Source organism: Rathayibacter sp. VKM Ac-2928 (genome assembly GCF_022815545.1).
GTDB lineage: Bacteria > Actinomycetota > Actinomycetes > Actinomycetales > Microbacteriaceae > Rathayibacter > Rathayibacter festucae.
On record NZ_JALGRU010000004.1, the window covers coordinates 26,978 to 42,542 of the forward strand.

Sequence of the window (15,565 nt, forward strand, 5' to 3'; positions counted from 1 at the left end):
CCTCTCCCTCTCACTCTGACAGTGTCGGGCGGGCGCGGATCGTCTCAGAATCCGATCCGGCCGCCGAGGAGAGCGCCGCCGCTACGACAGATCCGGGATCACGATCTGCTGCAGTGCCCAGGTGTTGCCGTCGGGATCGGCGAAGTACACGAACTCGCCCCAGGGCTGCGAGTCGACCTCGGACACCTCCGCGCCACGAGCCAGCAGCTCCTCCCGGGCCTTCGCCGCGTCCGCGACGACCATCTGCAGGCCCTTCTGCGAGCCGGGCACCATCTCGGTGATGCCGATGCCGAGAACGATGGAACAGGCAGACTCGGGAGGCGTCAGCTGCACGAAGCGCAGCCCCTCGTGCACGGTGTGGTCGTGATCGGCGACGAAGCCGATCCGCTCGACGTAGAACCGCTTGGCGCGATCGACGTCGGTCACCGGAACGGCGACGAGCTCGAGCTTCATGTCCATGGTGTCTCTCCTGCTCCGTGTCCTTCGAGCGCCCGGCTGAGCTCTCGGGGTCGACGCTAGAGCGGCATCAGGTCGGTTCACGTCCTGATGGAGGAGCAGGATGTCGGCATGGCCGCGACCACCTCCCGCGCACTCGCTCTGCTCGCCCTGCTGCAGACCCATCGGCAGTGGTCGGGGCCGGTTCTCGCGGCGCGCCTCGGCGTGACGGAGCGGACTCTGCGCCGTGACATCGAGCAGCTGCGCGAGCTGGGCTATGCCGTGGCGGCGACCCGCGGCGCACTCGGCGGCTACCGGCTCGAGCCGGGCAGCCGCGTCCCCCCGCTGCTCCTCAGCGACGACGAGGCCGTGGCCGTGGCGGTCGGGCTCCGGCTCGCGGCCGACGAGGGGCTCGCCGACGGCGAGCGGACGACGCTGAGCGCCCTCGCGAAGTTCGAGCAGGTGCTGCCGAGTGCTGTGCGGGAGCGCGTCAGCGCGGTCGGCGGGGTGCTCCGGTCCGCCAGGCCGCGCGCCGCGTCGATCCCGCCGGAGATCCTCGGCCGGATGGCACTGGCCTGCCGCGACCACGAACGGCTCCGCTTCCACTACGTCGCGGCGGACGGGGCCGAGAGCGACCGCGTCGTCGAGCCGCACGCGGTGGTGTCCACGCATCGCTCCTGGGTGCTGGTCGGCTGGGACCGGCAGCGCGAGGACTGGCGGACGTTCCGGCTCGACCGGGTGAGCCGGCTCCTCGAGACCCGCGTGCACTTCGAGCCGCGGCGGCTCCCCGAGGACGACGCCGCGGCGTTCGTGGCGTCGTCCGGGCGGACGGCGCGGTACGAGCTGGTCGTCGATCTGGCGATGCCGATCGACGAGGTGGTGCGGGTCTTCGGGCGGTGGTCGGCGGGATCCGTCGCGCTCGGCGCTCGGTGGACGCGCTGGCCGGTGGAGGCGGAGACGGTGGCCGGTCTGCTCGCGGCACTGGTCTGGATCCCGGTGGGGGTGGAGCATCGGGTGGACGGAGATCCGGGCACGCTCTCGGCGGTGCGCGCGGCTCTCGAGCGGATGCACGCCGCTGCGTCGAGGTGAGGTGTCCCTCCACAGGGGATGAGGTGCGGCGGCTCTCCACGGATCGGCCGATCGGCTCCCACGGCGGGCGGGGAGACGACGACCGTAGCCGCATGACTCCTACCGATCGCCTCGCCACCGCCCGCCACAGCCCCTCCCGGGAGCCGGAGCTCCTCCGCGTGAGCGGGCTGCCCGACCTGCTCGCCGCCGTCCCCTCGATGATCGGCCTCCATCCGGAGGACGCCCTCGTCGTCGTCCCGTTCCTCGGGAACCGGGCGGGAGGCGGTTTCCGCTTCCCGATCCCTCACCGACTGCGCCGAGCGGAGATCGACCAGCTGGCGGGCCGGTGCGAGCGCTTCACGGCGTCGATCTCCCGGGCGACCGCGGTGCTGGCCATCGTCTACACGCGGCAGAGGTACGAGACCGCGCGCGGTATCCCGCTGCTCGACCTCGGCCGCACCGTCCTCCGGCGGCTCGAACGGACCGACCTCGGGATCGTCGGCGTGGCCTGCGTCGCCGCCGACGGCTGGGGGCGCTACACCTCGATCGAGGAGACGCGCGAGCCGCGCCCGCTCGCCGAGATCGAGGAGAGCCCGACCGGCGTCCTCGCGCGCGCGGCGGCTCCCGAGCCGCTCGACGTGACGGCGCTCGCCGCACTGCCGACGGTCTCGGACTCCGATCGTGCGACGGTCGAGGCGATCGTGCGTCATCCTGCCTCGGGGGCGCACGACGTGATCGGCCTGGTCGAGCGCTGGCTGCACGGCCCGCCGGCACCGAGGCAGGAGGCCACGCTCATCCGGGTGCTGCAGTCCCCGGCGCTGCGCGATCAGGCGACCCTGCAGATCGCGCTCGGCTGCGAGACGGCGATCGAGGAGCGGCGGCGTCAGAAGCGGCTCGAGGGGGAGCAGGCGCGCACCGGCCGCCCGATGGACGAGCTCGTCGAGGGCGACGCCGACGCGGGACTCGAGGACGCGCACGACCTGCTCTCCGCGTCGCTGATGATGGGGACGGGCCCCGGCCCGGACCTCGAGCGGACCGAGCGAGCGACAGGTCGGCTCGCTCGGGCGGCAGCGCTCGCGCCCGCCGAGGCGCGGCCGCCGGTACTGACCGTCCTCGCCTGGTGCTGGTGGGCGCTCGGCGTCTCCTCGATCGCCACCCGGCATCTCGAGGAGGCGCTCCGGATCGACCCGCACTACTCGCTGGCGAGGCTCCACCGGTCGGTGCTCGAGATCCGCGCCGTGCCCGACTGGGTGCTCGACTCCGCGACGCGTTCCCTGGACCGGGCGGCGGCGCACGTGTGACCGGCGCGGAGAGCACGGGGTGACGAGGTGCCGAGGGCGGCTCTTGCCTCCTCGGACGAGCGAGAGTAACGTGCAACCAAATGGTTGTACAAATTGAGGACGAGAGCGACGTCGACCGGCTGTTCCAGGCGCTGGCCGACAGAACGCGGCGCGACATCGTCGCACGGGTGCTGGAAGCGGAGCAGTCCGTGACAGTGCTCGCGGCACGCTACGAGATGTCCTTCGCCGCGGTGCAGAAGCACGTCGCGGTGCTGGAGCGGGCGGAGCTTGTCCGCAAGCGCCGCAGCGGGAGGGAGCAGCTCGTGAGCGGAGAGGTCGCCTCGCTCAGGAGGGCGGCGCGACTGCTCGAGGCCTACGAGCTGCTCTGGCGCGATCGCGTCGACCGCATCGCCGACGTCCTCGCCGAGGACGAGGTGCGACCACCGGAGGAACGAAGGAAGGGACGTGCAGGATGACCGTCGTGGAGTCCGTCAAGGACATCGAGAACCTGACCATGACCATCACCGCCGAGTTCGAGGCGCCCGTCGAGCGGGTGTGGCGGATCTGGGTGGATCCGCGGCGGCTCGAGCGCTGGTGGGGACCGCCGACCTGGCCGGCGACCTTCGAGACGCACGAGGCGGTGGAGGGCTCGCGGAGCCGGTACTTCATGACGGGGCCGGACGGGGAGAAGGCCCGCGGCTACTGGGTGGTGACGAAGGTCGAGGAGCCGACGCGGCTCGAGTTCGACGACGGCTTCGCCGACGAGGAGGGGCACCCGGACGACTCGATGGGGGTCACCCATGCGGTGGTCACCCTCGCCGAGGTGGACGGACGCACCCGGATGACCGTCCGCTCCTCCTTCGAGACCCTCGAGCAGCTCGAGCAGATGGTGCAGATGGGCATGGAGGAGGGGATGAACCAGGCGATGGGTCAGATCGACGCGCTGCTCGCGGAGTAGGCAGGGCCGAGGACCCGCGGCGGTGGGCGCGCCGTCCGGCGACCGGCCGTCTCAGGTCTGCGGCGCCGAGTCGGTGAGGTCGGCGGCGTACGCGGCGACCGATCGGCGATAGCGCGGCAACGTCGGGGCGAGCGCCTCGAGGGCGGTGCGCAGCGCCTCGTCGGTGCGACCGGCGCTGTGCAGAGCGAGCGCGAGGAAGACCTCGCGCGCCGCACCGATCGACGGGTGCTGCTGGGCGGAGGAGAGGAGGACGATCGCCTCGTCGGTCCGGCCGAGGTTCCGGAGGGTCGATGCGTACTGGATGCTCAGCCGGGCGAGCCGCTCGTCGTCGAGGCCTGCGGCGACGGCGCGCTCGTACTCCGCGGCCGCCTCCGCCTCGTGGCCTGCGCTGTCCAGGGCACCGCCGAGCTCGAAGTGCGCGACTCCGTCGCTGCCCGGGTAGCGCGCGGCGAGCACTCGCATCCGCTCGACGACACCGTCCGGATCCTCGAGGCCGTCGAGCCGGTCGACGGCGCGCTGCCAGACGAGGAGCTCGTCGTCCGCGCCGTCCTCGGACGCCGCTTCGAGCTCCTCGAACAGCGTCAGCTGCAGGCCGTCGGGGGAGCGCAGGCGGGAGTTCAGCGAGCGCCACGGCGTCTCCCGCGGGGAGGCGACGAGCGCGGCGCCCGCGGCGGCGAGGGCCGCGGTCGCGGCGGCGGCGTCGTCGACCTCGAAGGCGACGCGGAGGAGGTCGCTCGTGTCGCCGTCCGTCTCGAGGCCGTCGATCATCCGGACCTGCGCGGGGTTCGCCAGCTCGAGGGTGGCGATGCCGGCCTCGAGGATCGCGACGCGCGCGTCGCCGTCGCCCTCGAAGGCGGCGCGCTCGGTCAGACCGAGGGTGTCGCGGTAGAAGCGGAGCGCCGCGTCGAGGTCGTCCACCTGGACGACGAGGCGCAGCTGGCGGACGGCGGGGGGAGTGGAGGCGGTCATGTGCCGACGCTAGCGGGTCTCGTTACGCCGTCCTGCGGACGGCTGCTCGACCAGCAGGGGATCCCTGGCCGAGCCCCGCCGATCGGACGCCGTTCACGCCGCGTATCGGCCCGCTCATGGTGGTCGAGCGGCCCTGCAGTGGCGTATCGAGACCCGGGGCCATGCTGCGGGTCGGCGCGCACATGCTGGTCGAGTAGTCCGCAGGGCGAATCGAGACCCGGCGCCTCCAGAGGGGCGGGTCTGCAGACCACCCTTCGGAGGGCGGTGGATCTCGATACGCCCGCTCCGCGGGCTACTCGATCAGCATGGCCGAGCTCATGCGGAAGCCTCGATCAGCATGGGTCCGCTCAGGACGCGGTGTCGCCCGACGCAGTGGGGGAGTCGGGCGCGGTGAGGGTCTCGCTGCCGGTGCCCTCGACGTCGGCGGCCTTGGCGCGGCGTCCGGCCTCGATCACGGCGGTGGAGGCGGCGGCGCCGGCGACCAGGGCGAAGAGCGCCCAGCCGGCGCCCCACTTCCGCTTCCCGACGAGGCCGTCGAAGGAGAGCGCGCCGGGGCCGTCGGCCACGATCGCGGTCGCGGCGGCCGCGAGCAGGCCGTTGTACTCCCAGCCCCCGCCGCTGTTCCAGAGGCCGTTCGCCCAGTGCACCTTGCGGACGGCCGTGACCATCGTCGCGATCAGCCCGGCCGCGGCGACCGGCGTCGCCAGGCCCAGAGCGAGCGCGGCGCCGCCCGCGGTCTCGGTGACGGCGGCGGCGACCGCGTTCCGGCGCGCCGGGTGCAGCTCCAGGCTCTTCATCATCTGCTCGGTGCCGTCGAGGCCCGGGCCGTCGAACGAGCCGCGGAGCTTCTGCAGTCCGTGTCCGATGAACAGACCGCCGACGGTGAGACGGAGAACGAGCGAGCCGACCTTCATGGTGACCTCCGGGAGGGGTGGGGTGGTGCGGGACGTGTAGAGCGAGCGTCGCGGCTGGACCGGGCCGGGTCAAGGGGTCGCGCCGACCGCTGGAATCGAGCAGCCACGGCCTAGGCGGTCAACCGGTTCGCCTCCTATGATCGGAGCAGATCGACTCGAAGGAGAGCACGCATGACCGGACGCCTCACTGGCAAGACCGCCCTCGTCACCGGAGCCGGCTCCGGCATCGGCCGGGCCGTCGCGGAGCGCTTCGCGCGCGAGGGCGCCCGGGTCGCCTTCACCGACCGCGACCTCGCCGCCGCGGAGGACGCAGCGGCCGCCTTCCCGGACTCCGTCGCCGTCCGGCTCGACGTCTCCGAGGAGAGCAGCGTCGAGCAGGCCTTCGCCCGCCTCGCGGCCGACGGCTTCGCGGTCGACGTGGTCGTCGCGAACGCCGGCGTGCAGCTCTTCGGCCAGGACGCGAAGATCGCCGACCTCGACCTCGACGTCTGGCGCCGCACGATCGACATCAACCTCACCGGCACCTTCCTCACCGTCAAGCACGCCGTCCGTGCACTGCGAGGCCGCGGCGGCTCGATCGTCCTCACCGGCAGCCCGACCGGGCTCAACGGCGAGGGCCAGGACTTCACCGCCTACAGCAGCTCGAAGGCCGGCATGCACGGCCTCGCCCGCACCGTCGCCGCCGCGTACGCGGGCGAGGGGATCCGCGTGAACACGGTCGTCCCCGGCTACACGGAGACCCCGCTGGTGACCGCGATCTCGGGCGACGCCGAGGCCCGCGCCGCGATCACCTCGCGCATTCCGCTCGGTCGCCCCGGCTCCGCGGCGGACGTCGAGGGCATCATGGTCTACCTCGCCAGCGACGAGTCGAGCTACGCCACCGGCGCGCTCTTCCGCGTCGACGGCGGCATGACCACCCTCTGATCGTGCCCGCGATCGAGATCCGGCCCGCCGCGCCGACGGTCCCGGCCGGGCTCCTCCAGGACGCCGAGCGCGACGAGCGGGCGGTCCGCTGCGGCCCGTGGTCGCTGCGGATCTCGGACGGCCGGCTCGACGACCTCCGGTTCGGCACGGCGCGGATCCTCCGCGGGGTCCGGTTCGTCGTCCGCGACGAGGACTGGGGGACCTTCGCGACCGTCCGCGCAGCGCTCGAAATCGAGGGCGGCACGCTCGTGGTCGAGGGCGAGAGCGCTCAGGAGGAGGCGCGCGTCACCTGGACCCTGCGCGCCGACTTCTCCGGAAACTCGCTCACGATCGCACTCGAGGCACGCGCGAGCACGCCCTTCCTCCGCAACCGCCTGGGGCTGATCGTGCTGCACGGCACGGAGAGCGCCGGAGCGGCCGTCGAGGCGCGCCACCCGGGCGGCACCGCCGACCGCTTGGCCTTCCCCGAGCGGATCGCGCCCCATCAGCCCGCGCAGGACCTCGCCGGTCTCGCCTGGACCGCCGAGGGCGTCCCGGTCGAGCTGACTCTGGAGGGCGACGTGTTCGAGACGGAGGATCAGCGCAACTGGACCGACGCGTCGTTCAAGACCTACTCGACGCCGCTGAGCCTGCCGTTCCCGGTGCCGGTCGCCGCGGGGGAGATCGTCCGGCAGAGCCTGCGGATCGACTGCGGCGGCGCGCCGCCGACCGTCACGCGGGAATCGCCCGCGTCCCCCTCCGTCCTGCGGACCGGGAGCACCGGGCACCCGCTCCCCGAGATCCGCACCTCCGCCGCGAGCGCGCCGACGGACCTCCGGCCGGACGTGCGACCGGCGCTCGATCTGCTGGTCGAGTGCGACGTGCGCTGGGCGGGCTGGCGTCGCGCGTTGCGGCGCGCGTTCGAGGACGCCGGCGGACGCCCTGTCGATCTGCGCCTCGTCGCGTCCGGGCCGGAGGACGTCCGCGCGGTCCTCGACGAGCTCGGCGACGCGCCGCTCGCCCGCCTCGGCGTCTTCGCCGCCCAGGGTCACCGCAGCACACCCGAGCTGCTCGAGGCGGCGCGACGGGCGGCGGCCGAGCGCGGCGCCGAGGTCGTCGGCGGCGTCCGCTCGCACTTCACCGAGCTCAACCGGGGCGCGGAAGCCCTCGCGAACGGGGAGGCGTCGCTCGCCTTCAGCATCACCCCCTTCATGCACGACCGCTCGGGGCACCAGCTCGTCGAGTCCCTCGCCGTGCAGCGCACGGTGGTCCGCGACGCGGCGGCGATCGCGGACGGCCGTCCTCTGCACGTCGGGCCGATCACCCTCGGCGCGCGGATGAACGCCGTGTCGACCTCGGCGTTCGACCCCGGCACCGCCGACATCGACGGGTCCGGCTACGGCCCGGAGATGGTCCCGGGAGCGACCGACGAGCGCCAGCACGCGCCCGAGCTCGCGGCCTGGGTCGTCGGCAGCCTCGACGCGCTCGCGGTCCCGGGCGTCGCCTCGCTCGCCTACTTCGAGCAGTGGGGACCGCGCGGTGTCGTCACGGCGGCCGGCGTCACGGCCGTCGGCGCGGTGCTGCAGTGGGCGGCGGCCCTCACCGCGTCGCCGCGTCTGGACGCTCATGCAGCGGGACTCGTCGCGCTCGGAGCTGTCGCCGCGGACGGCCGGGTGGTGTTGCTCGGCAACCCGGGCGGCACCGCGGTGACGGTCGATCCGACGGGGATCGAGCGCTGGGAGGCGGCCGGGGGAGCGGACGGCGAGTCGTTCGTGCTCGAACCGGGCGGAGCCGCGCGGGTGCTGCTGACGCCGTAGCCGCGTCCGCGGATCGACGTCCCGCGCCGCAGGAACCGCTCGACGTGGGCGTCCCGCGGCGCGTCGACCGACGTGCGACGCCAGAGCCCGCCCCGACCACACGGTGATGAGGATCCGTCGGTATCGTCGTCGGCGGCGCGCGAGCGCGGGACCCCCGCCCGCGCCGCGCGCCCCTGAACGAGAGGGACCTCCGTGAAGCATCGACGCCGCGCCCACCTGACCATCGCACGCTCCGCACTGGCACTGTCCGCTCTGGCGCTGTCCGGCGTGCTGGCGCTCTCCGGCTGCTCCGCCCCCGCCGAGGACGCGAAGACCGTCGAGCCGACCTCTCCGCTGATCGACTACCTCGGTGCGCTCTACGGCGGGGACCTCTCGCCCGAGGAGCAGGAGGAGAAGTACAGGGAGCAGGACCGCAAGCGCGAGGAGCTCGTCGCGACCTGCATGCAGGAGTCGGGCTTCGACTACACCCCGAGCGTGCAGTCGGCGTCGTTCTCGTCATCCGACGCCGACGCCTACAAGCCGGACGATCGCGAATGGGTCGCGCAGTACGGCTACGGCGTCGTCGACTCTCCCGGTCGCTACGACTCGGCCGAGCCGGAGGACGAGTACGTCGACGCCAACTCCGAGTACTACGACAGCCTCTCGGAGTCCGAGAAGGCGGCCTACTCCGGGGCGCTCCACGGCCCGGCGGAGCCGGAGGACGCCGCTGCCTCCGAGGACGGGTCGTACGAGTACGACTGGACGACGGCGGGCTGCTTCGGCGCCGCCCAGCACGAGCTCGAGGGGGAGGATCCGGCGTCGGCGGAGAAGCACAAGCCGGTGATGGACGCGCTGAACGAGTTCTACACCGATCTGCAGTCGGTCCCCGAGCTGGCGGATCTGGATGCAGCGTGGTCCTCCTGCCTGAGCGACGCGGGCTACCCCGGCTTCACCGCCCCCTACGACGCCGTGAACTCGATCAGCGACAAGTTGACGGCGGTCTACGACGCGGCCGGCGACCAGGTGGTCGAGCCCACCGACCCGAAGCTCGTCGCGGTGAAGGACGAGGAGATCGAGCTCGCCCTCGCCGATCTGGACTGCCGGGAGAAGACCGACTACTCAGCGGTGCACAAGAAGGTCCAGGACGCGCTGGAGCAGCAGTTCATCGACGACCACCGCGCCGAGCTCGACGCGCTGAAGGCCGACGCCGAGCAGGGCGAGTAGATGCGCGTTCCCCGCCGCTCGGGCTCCGGCGATCCGACGCCGTCCGACTCGGAGCCGACCGGTCGGCCGACCTCCGATCCGACACCGACCGATCCGCTCGACCTCCTCGCGGTCATCGAGCCCGCCGACGGTCCCGACGGCGGGTCCGACGCTCCGCGACGTCGCAGCCGCTTCGCCGCACTCGCCGCCGTCGTCTCGCGCAACCGCGTCCTCTGGATCGTGGCCGCCGCCGCGCTGCTGAGCCTCGTCGCGGGCCTGCTCGTCGGGAGGTTCGTGGTGTCGCCCGCCGAGGCGGCCGCCAACGCGGAGCCGCCCGCCCCCGGCCTGATCACCGCGCCGGTCGACTTCGGCGAGCTGAGCAACGACGTGACCCTCCGCGGCGAGGTGCGCTACGCGGACGCCGTCGAGGTGACCATCGACACGACCGGGATCCAGGGCGCGGCGGTGGTGACCGGTCAGGTCCCGGCGGCCGGCACCGAGCTGTCGCCGCTGTCGATCGCGCTGGAGATCGCCGGCCGCCCCGTCATCGTCCTCCCCGGCGATCTGCCGGCCTACCGGACCCTGCGGTTCGGGGTGTCCGGGCCGGACGTGGTGCAGTTCAAGACGGCGCTGCGCGGCCTCGGGATCGATGCCGGCGACCCCGCCGACGACGTCTTCGACGAGACGGCCGCGAACGCGGTCACCGAGCTCTACGCGCAGGCCGGCTACGCGGCGCCCGCGACGCAGGAGGGCGGCGAGGACGTCGTCCGCGCCGCCCAGGAGACGCTGCGCGCGGCCGAGCAGGGGCTCGTCGCCGCGCAGAAGGAGCTCGACGCCGCTCGGGCGGGCTCCTCGCCGGTCGAGGTGCGCGAGGCGGACAACGCGGTCGCGAGTGCGCGACGTGAGCTGGAGGCCGCCCGCGCGGCCGAGCCGCCGGACGGCCTCCGCATCGCGGACCTCGACGACGCGCTCGGCCTCGCCGAGCTCCGGCGGGCCCAGCTGGGTGCGAGCACCGACACCGGCGCCCAGCGCGGCGCCGTCGAGTCGGCGCAGTCCCAGGTGACGCAGGCGCAGGAGGATCTCACCCGGGCCCGCCAGTCCGTCCTGCCGGCGCTCCCCGCAGGCGAGGTGCTGTTCCTCACGTCGCTCCCGCGGCGGGTGGACGCCGTCACCGCCAAGCGCGGCGGCGTCCTGTCCGGGGCGGCGATGACGGTCTCCGGCGCGCAGGTCGAGCTCTCCGGCTCCGCCGCCGAGGCCGACGCGCGGCTGCTCTCGGTCGGGCAGAAGGCCTCGTTCGAGCTCCCGGATCGGTCGTCGCACGGCGCCACCGTGTCGGGTGTCGATCCCGCGAAGGACGGCAAGGGGCGCTGGACGGTGACGCTCACCCCCGATCCGCTCTCGCCCGAGCAGATCGAGCAGCTGCGCGACACCAACGTCAAGGTCAGGGTCGCGGTCGGAGCGACGGAGGGCGCCGTGCTCTCGGTCCCGGTCGCCGCGCTGTCCGCCGGCTCCGGCGGCGAGAGCCGGGTCGAGGTCGTCGACGGCGATCCGCGCGATCCGAGCGCCGCCACCCGGCTCGTCGTCGTGACCACCGGTCTCGCCGCGAAGGGCGCGGTCGAGGTGTCGCCGGTGGACGGGACGCTCGACGAGGGCGACCTGGTCGTGGTCGGCCGGTGACCGCTCCGCTGGTCGAGCTGCGGGACGTCACCCGCTCGTTCCCCGGTCCGCCCGAGGTGCAGGCGCTGAAGGGCGTCAGCCTCCGGATCGACGAGGGCGACTACGTCTCGATCGTCGGCCCCAGCGGCTCGGGCAAGTCGACGATGCTGAACATCCTCGGGCTGCTCGACCGGCCGAGCGTCGGCGAGTACCGGCTCGACGGCGCGCTCACCGGGGCGCTCGACGAGGACACCCGCGCGGCCGTCCGGGCGCAGCGCATCGGCTTCGTGTTCCAGTCCTTCCACCTGCTGCCGCGGCGCACGGTGCTCGAGAACGTGATGCTGCCGATGCTCTACAGCGGGACGCCGCGGGCCGACCGCGAGGCGCGCGCCCGCGACGCCCTGCTCCGGGTCGGCCTCGGGCACCGGCTCGGCTTCCTGCCGACGACGCTCTCGGGAGGCGAGCGCCAGCGCGTCGCCGTGGCACGCGCCGTGGTCGCCCGCCCGAGCCTCCTCCTCGCCGACGAGCCCACCGGCAATCTGGACGGCTCGACGACCGCGGACGTGATGCGGCTCTTCGAGGAGCTGACGGACACCGGACTCACCCTGGTCGTCATCACCCACGATCTCGCCGTCGCCCGGCGGGCGCGCCGGTGCCTCCGCATCGCCGACGGACGGATGCAGGAGGTGACCGCATGAGCCCGATGCTCGCGACCGTGCGCCGGCGGCTCGGCCGCCGGCGACCGCGCTCGGCCGCCGCGTCCCCGCTGCTGCGGCCCGTCCGCCGAGCGGACCGCTTCACCGCCGCCGACCTGCTCGCCGAGGCCACCTCCGACATCGGCACGCGGCCGGCCCGGCTGGTGATGACCCTGCTCGGCACGGTGCTCGGCATCGGCGCCCTCGTCGCCACGATCGGCTTCGCGCAGACGACCGCCGATCAGCTCGCCCGCCGGTTCGACGCGTTCGCCGCCACCCAGGTCGTCGTGCAGCCGGCCGAGGCGAAGGACTCCACCGGGGACAGCGTCGCCACCGGGCGCCTGCCCTGGGACGCCGTCGACCGGGTGCTCCGGCTCGCCGGCGTCGAGCAGGCGGCCCTCGTCGGCGAGGTGTCCCTCCGCGAGGGCGCGACCGTCACCGCCGTCCCCGTCAACGACCCCTCGGCGCCCGCCGCCGCCCCGCCGCGGGTGTTCGCGGCCTCCGCCGATCTCCTCGGCACCCTCGAGGGCGAGGTGACCGCCGGGCGGATGTTCGACTCCGGGCACGACGCGCGCGCCGACCGCGTCGTCGTCCTCGGCAGCCGCGCGGCGGAGCGGCTCGGTGTCGAGCGCGTCGACTCCCGGCCGTCGATCCTGATCGACGGGGTCGCCTACTCGGTCCTCGGGATCTTCGCCGACGTCCAGGCCCGCGCCGAGCTGCTCGACGCGGTCGTCCTCCCCACCGGCACCGCGCGGGCCGACTTCGCGCTCGCGACTCCGGGAGACCTCCAGGCGCGCATCGACATCGGCGCCGGCCCGCAGGTCGCGGCGCAGGCACCCCTGACCCTCGCCCCGGACGCACCCGACTCCGTCTCCGTCTCGGCGCCCGGCGGTCCGTCCGAGCTGGCCGGCGACGTCCGCGCCGACGTCGACCTCGTGTTCCTGATCCTCTCGGTGGTGGTGCTGCTCGCGGGCGGCGTCGGCATCGCCAACGTCACCACGCTGTCGGTGATGGAGCGCGTCGGCGAGATCGGCCTGCGCCGTGCCCTCGGCGCCGCACGACGCAGGATCGCGCAGCAGTTCGTCGTCGAGTCGGCCGTGATCGGCCTCCTCGGCGGTCTGCTCGGTGCGGCGACCGGCGTCCTCGCGGTGCTCGCGGTCTCGCTCGCGCAGCAGTGGACCCCGGTGCTCGACCCCGGGGTGGCGTTCGGCGGCGCGCTCCTCGGCGCGCTGATCGGACTGCTCGCGGGCAGCGTGCCGGCGCGGCGCGCCTCCCGCATCGAGCCGATCGCGGCCCTCCGCGGGACGTGAGCGCCGCCGCCGGCGCCCGGGTCGCGACCGTGGCGTCGGCCCCGATCCGCTGCCCGGGTGATGCCGCAAGCGGCCCGACGCTCAGGCGTCGAGCGTCCAGCCCGGGCGCACCCAGTGGCAGGTGTAGCCGCCGGGGTGCTTCCGGAGGTAGTCCTGGTGCTCCTCCTCCGCGTCCCAGAACTCGCCGGCCGGCTGGACCTCGGTGACGACCGGGCCCGGCCAGCGGCCGGAGGCGTCGATCTCGGCGATCGTCTCGCGGGCGACGCGCTCCTGCTCGGGCGAGAGGGCGACGATCACGGAGCGGTAGCCCGTGCCGATGTCGTTGCCCTGCCGGTTCCGGGTGGTCGGATCATGCGCCTGGAAGAAGAACTCGAGCAGGTCGCGGTAGGAGGTCTGCTCGGGGTCGAACTCGATCTCCACCGCCTCGGCGTGGTCGCCGTGGTGGCGGTAGGTCGCGTTCGGGGTGGTCCCGCCGGAGTAGCCGGCGCGGGTCTCGAAGACGCCCGGCAGGTCCCGGATCAGCTCCTGCAGGCCCCAGAAGCAGCCGCCGGCGAGGATCGCGCGCTCCTCGGCCATCAGACGGCGACCGTCTCGGACAGCGGCGAGTGACCGCCGGAGCGGGTGGCCGGCGCGGAGGGCAGGCGGGTGGACCGGGCGCGGGCGCCGGTGTCGTTCGGGGGGATGAGCATGGGTTCTCCTTGTCCTCGTCCATTCCATCACCTGGGCGCGGTCCTCGGGGGACCGGCGCAGGACCTAGCCGAGCAGCGTGTAGGTGGAGGCGTCCAGGTACACGGTGCCGTCGGTGCAGACCTCGATCGCGGCGGGCGCGCGGACGGCGGCATCGGCCGCGTCGATCACCTCGGCCACCAGGAACGTCGACGTCGCGGTCGGGCAGCCGAAGGCGCGGGGGGAGTGCCAGGCGACCCGGACATCGGCCTGCGCCGCCGGAGCGAGGGCGAGCAGGCCGTCCGGGTTCGGGCCGTCGGCGGAGGCGACCGCGCCGAGGCGGCTGCCGTCGGCCCCGGCGGCGTAGACACCGGGGATGCCGGCGAGCGTGCAGGTCCGGTCGGTCGTGTTCGTGAAGATCAGGTCGAAGGCGCTGCTGCCCGCGCCGGACGCGTCGGGGTCGGCGCGGTACTCGAGCGAGAGGTCGCTCCCGACGCAGCGGACGGTCGAGGGCTCGGGCGCAGGCTCGGGAGCCGGTGCCGGCGGCTGCGACGAGGTCGGCAGCGGGGCGGGAGTCTCGGATGCCGCCGTCGGCGCGGCGGTCGGCTCCGCGGTCGGGACGATCGAGGCGGGTGCCGACGCCGTCGCCGTGGGCGAGGCGGTGGGCGTCGCCGTGGCCGTCGCGCTCGGCCGCGGCAGCGGCGAGGTGGAGGAGGCGATGTCGGCGCGCCCCGCGCAGCCGGTGACGAGGAGGCCGACCGCGGCGAGGGTCAGGGCCGCCGCGGCACCGCGGCGCAGGAGGTCGCTCATGGGCCGAGTCTGCCACCGCGGGGCGCGATCAGCAGCCCCGGACTCAGGGCCCCGGACCGACGGCCCGCGATCAGCTCCCGGTGTCCGCCAGGCGCCGGGACGCGGTGCTCATGTGCGCCTCCATCGCCCGCGCGGCGGCGGACGGGTCGCGCGCCTCGATCGCCTCGAGCACGGCGCGGTGCTCGGTGAAGGCGTCGAGGGCCTGCTCGGGGCTGCTGAGCGCGCGCTCGACCCAGAGTCGCAGCAGCGAGCGGATGGTCTGCAGCAGATCGCGCAGCACCACGTTCTCGGCGCTGACCGCGATCTGCAGGTGGAAGCGCACGTCGGCCTCGACGAACGCCGCGATGTCGTCGAGATGCGACTCCATCGCCGCCAGATGCGCGCGCAGGCGCTCGAGTCCCTCGTCGTCGATCCGGAGCGCCGCCAGCATCGCGGCCTGCACCTCCAGGGTGCCGCGCACCTCGATCAGCTCGGCCGTGCGCCCCGCGGAGAGCATCAGGCCCCAGCTCAGCGTGGTCGGCAGGAGCTCGGAGGTGCTGTCGCGCAGGTAGGTGCCGGAGCCGGGCCGCACCGTGACGATGCCGAGGATCTCCAGCGCCGCGAGCGCCTCCCGCACCGCCGACCGGCCGACGCCGAGGCTCTCGGCGAGCTGGCGCTCCGGAGGGAGGCGGGAGCCGGGCACGAGATCGCCGCGGGTGAGCAGCGAGGTGAGCTGCTTGGCCACCTCGGCGACGGCGGTGCCGCGGGGGAGGACCTGCAGCTCCAGGCGCACGAGGGAGGGGTCGTCTTCGGGGTACGCCGGCATGCTCCGACCGTAGCAACCGCGCCGACACCCCACCCGCAGCGACTCGACCGGAGAACCGGTTGACAACCGGCGCCCCGGCACGGCATCCTCTAATTGG

The 15,565-nt window shown here is 74.1% G+C and carries 16 protein-coding genes; 10 read left to right on the plus strand and 6 right to left on the minus strand.

Annotated elements, in window-relative coordinates; translation table 11 throughout:
• Window positions 1-81: 81 nt before the first annotated feature.
• Window positions 82-459, minus strand: coding sequence for a VOC family protein (locus tag MT350_RS14650; protein ID WP_243599823.1), 378 nt, complete (start codon window positions 457-459; stop codon window positions 82-84).
• 108 nt (window positions 460-567) lie between these two features.
• On the opposite strand from MT350_RS14650, the gene MT350_RS14655 reads away from it, so the two are divergent.
• From MT350_RS14655 to MT350_RS14670, 4 genes are all read left to right on the plus strand, one after another.
• The gene (locus tag MT350_RS14655) at window positions 568-1,524 is read left to right on the plus strand and encodes a YafY family protein (protein ID WP_243599824.1); all 957 of its coding nucleotides are present in this window, start codon (window positions 568-570) and stop codon (window positions 1,522-1,524) included.
• Between the two features lie 92 nt (window positions 1,525-1,616).
• Window positions 1,617-2,804, plus strand: coding sequence for a DUF4192 family protein (locus tag MT350_RS14660; protein ID WP_243599825.1), 1,188 nt, complete (start codon window positions 1,617-1,619; stop codon window positions 2,802-2,804).
• Between the two features lie 80 nt (window positions 2,805-2,884).
• Window positions 2,885-3,259 carry a helix-turn-helix domain-containing protein gene (locus MT350_RS14665; RefSeq protein ID WP_243616228.1) on the plus strand — a complete coding sequence of 125 codons (375 nt, stop codon included), beginning with the start codon at window positions 2,885-2,887 and terminating at the stop codon, window positions 3,257-3,259.
• Entirely contained in the window at window positions 3,256-3,741 is a 486-nt protein-coding gene (locus tag MT350_RS14670) for an SRPBCC domain-containing protein (protein ID WP_243599827.1), read from the plus strand. The genes MT350_RS14665 and MT350_RS14670 overlap by 4 nt, the downstream gene beginning before the upstream one ends.
• Before the next feature lie 51 nt (window positions 3,742-3,792).
• Here the strand turns inward: MT350_RS14670 and MT350_RS14675 are convergent, their stop codons facing one another.
• On the minus strand, window positions 3,793-4,710 hold the full coding sequence (locus tag MT350_RS14675; RefSeq protein ID WP_243599828.1) for a tetratricopeptide repeat protein: 918 nt from the start codon (window positions 4,708-4,710) through the stop codon (window positions 3,793-3,795).
• Between the two features lie 347 nt (window positions 4,711-5,057).
• Window positions 5,058-5,624, minus strand: a complete 567-nt coding sequence (locus MT350_RS14680; protein ID WP_243599829.1) for a DoxX family protein — start codon at window positions 5,622-5,624, stop codon at window positions 5,058-5,060.
• A gap of 171 nt (window positions 5,625-5,795) precedes the next feature.
• On the opposite strand from MT350_RS14680, the gene MT350_RS14685 reads away from it, so the two are divergent.
• The 6 genes from MT350_RS14685 to MT350_RS14710 all read left to right on the plus strand — a co-directional run bounded on the left by MT350_RS14685 (window position 5,796) and on the right by MT350_RS14710 (window position 13,187).
• Complete coding sequence (locus tag MT350_RS14685) at window positions 5,796-6,548, plus strand: SDR family NAD(P)-dependent oxidoreductase (protein WP_243599830.1); 753 nt, start codon at window positions 5,796-5,798, stop codon at window positions 6,546-6,548.
• Between the two features lie 2 nt (window positions 6,549-6,550).
• A complete protein-coding gene (locus tag MT350_RS14690; RefSeq protein WP_243599831.1) occupies window positions 6,551-8,344 on the plus strand; it encodes a hypothetical protein in 1,794 nt (597 codons plus the stop codon).
• A 192-nt stretch (window positions 8,345-8,536) separates the two neighbouring features.
• A complete protein-coding gene (locus tag MT350_RS14695) occupies window positions 8,537-9,547 on the plus strand; it encodes a hypothetical protein (RefSeq protein WP_243599832.1) in 1,011 nt (336 codons plus the stop codon).
• Window positions 9,548-11,203 (plus strand): hypothetical protein, encoded by a 1,656-nt coding sequence (locus MT350_RS14700; protein ID WP_243599833.1) that lies wholly within the window; start codon window positions 9,548-9,550, stop codon window positions 11,201-11,203.
• Window positions 11,200-11,880, plus strand: a complete 681-nt coding sequence (locus tag MT350_RS14705; protein WP_123732934.1) for an ABC transporter ATP-binding protein — start codon at window positions 11,200-11,202, stop codon at window positions 11,878-11,880. The genes MT350_RS14700 and MT350_RS14705 overlap by 4 nt, the downstream gene beginning before the upstream one ends.
• Window positions 11,877-13,187 carry an ABC transporter permease gene (locus tag MT350_RS14710; RefSeq protein WP_243616229.1) on the plus strand — a complete coding sequence of 437 codons (1,311 nt, stop codon included), beginning with the start codon at window positions 11,877-11,879 and terminating at the stop codon, window positions 13,185-13,187. Before MT350_RS14705 ends, MT350_RS14710 begins: the two co-directional genes overlap by 4 nt.
• A gap of 81 nt (window positions 13,188-13,268) precedes the next feature.
• Here MT350_RS14710 and msrA read toward each other — a convergent pair whose 3' ends face one another.
• From msrA to MT350_RS14725, 3 genes are all read right to left on the minus strand, one after another.
• On the minus strand, window positions 13,269-13,763 hold the full coding sequence (gene msrA, locus MT350_RS14715; RefSeq protein ID WP_123446063.1) for a peptide-methionine (S)-S-oxide reductase MsrA: 495 nt from the start codon (window positions 13,761-13,763) through the stop codon (window positions 13,269-13,271).
• A 177-nt stretch (window positions 13,764-13,940) separates the two neighbouring features.
• Entirely contained in the window at window positions 13,941-14,663 is a 723-nt protein-coding gene (locus MT350_RS14720) for a DUF4232 domain-containing protein (RefSeq protein ID WP_243599835.1), read from the minus strand.
• A 70-nt stretch (window positions 14,664-14,733) separates the two neighbouring features.
• Window positions 14,734-15,468, minus strand: a complete 735-nt coding sequence (locus tag MT350_RS14725) for a FadR/GntR family transcriptional regulator (RefSeq protein ID WP_123735949.1) — start codon at window positions 15,466-15,468, stop codon at window positions 14,734-14,736.
• Window positions 15,469-15,565 lie beyond the last annotated feature (97 nt).

Excerpts from the sequence above, each read along its gene's own strand:
- MT350_RS14650 (WP_243599823.1), bottom strand. The coding sequence starts at position 459 with ATGGACATGAAGCTCGAGCTCGTCGCCGTTCCGGTGACCGACGTCGAT.
- MT350_RS14655 (WP_243599824.1), top strand. The coding sequence starts at position 568 with ATGGCCGCGACCACCTCCCGCGCACTCGCTCTGCTCGCCCTGCTGCAG.
- MT350_RS14660 (WP_243599825.1), top strand. The coding sequence starts at position 1,617 with ATGACTCCTACCGATCGCCTCGCCACCGCCCGCCACAGCCCCTCCCGG.
- MT350_RS14665 (WP_243616228.1), top strand. The coding sequence starts at position 2,885 with ATGGTTGTACAAATTGAGGACGAGAGCGACGTCGACCGGCTGTTCCAG.
- MT350_RS14670 (WP_243599827.1), top strand. The coding sequence starts at position 3,256 with ATGACCGTCGTGGAGTCCGTCAAGGACATCGAGAACCTGACCATGACC.
- MT350_RS14675 (WP_243599828.1), bottom strand. The coding sequence starts at position 4,710 with ATGACCGCCTCCACTCCCCCCGCCGTCCGCCAGCTGCGCCTCGTCGTC.
- MT350_RS14680 (WP_243599829.1), bottom strand. The coding sequence starts at position 5,624 with ATGAAGGTCGGCTCGCTCGTTCTCCGTCTCACCGTCGGCGGTCTGTTC.
- MT350_RS14685 (WP_243599830.1), top strand. The coding sequence starts at position 5,796 with ATGACCGGACGCCTCACTGGCAAGACCGCCCTCGTCACCGGAGCCGGC.
- MT350_RS14700 (WP_243599833.1), top strand. The coding sequence starts at position 9,548 with ATGCGCGTTCCCCGCCGCTCGGGCTCCGGCGATCCGACGCCGTCCGAC.
- MT350_RS14710 (WP_243616229.1), top strand. The coding sequence starts at position 11,877 with ATGAGCCCGATGCTCGCGACCGTGCGCCGGCGGCTCGGCCGCCGGCGA.
- msrA (WP_123446063.1), bottom strand. The coding sequence starts at position 13,763 with ATGGCCGAGGAGCGCGCGATCCTCGCCGGCGGCTGCTTCTGGGGCCTG.
- MT350_RS14720 (WP_243599835.1), bottom strand. The coding sequence starts at position 14,663 with ATGAGCGACCTCCTGCGCCGCGGTGCCGCGGCGGCCCTGACCCTCGCC.
- MT350_RS14725 (WP_123735949.1), bottom strand. The coding sequence starts at position 15,468 with ATGCCGGCGTACCCCGAAGACGACCCCTCCCTCGTGCGCCTGGAGCTG.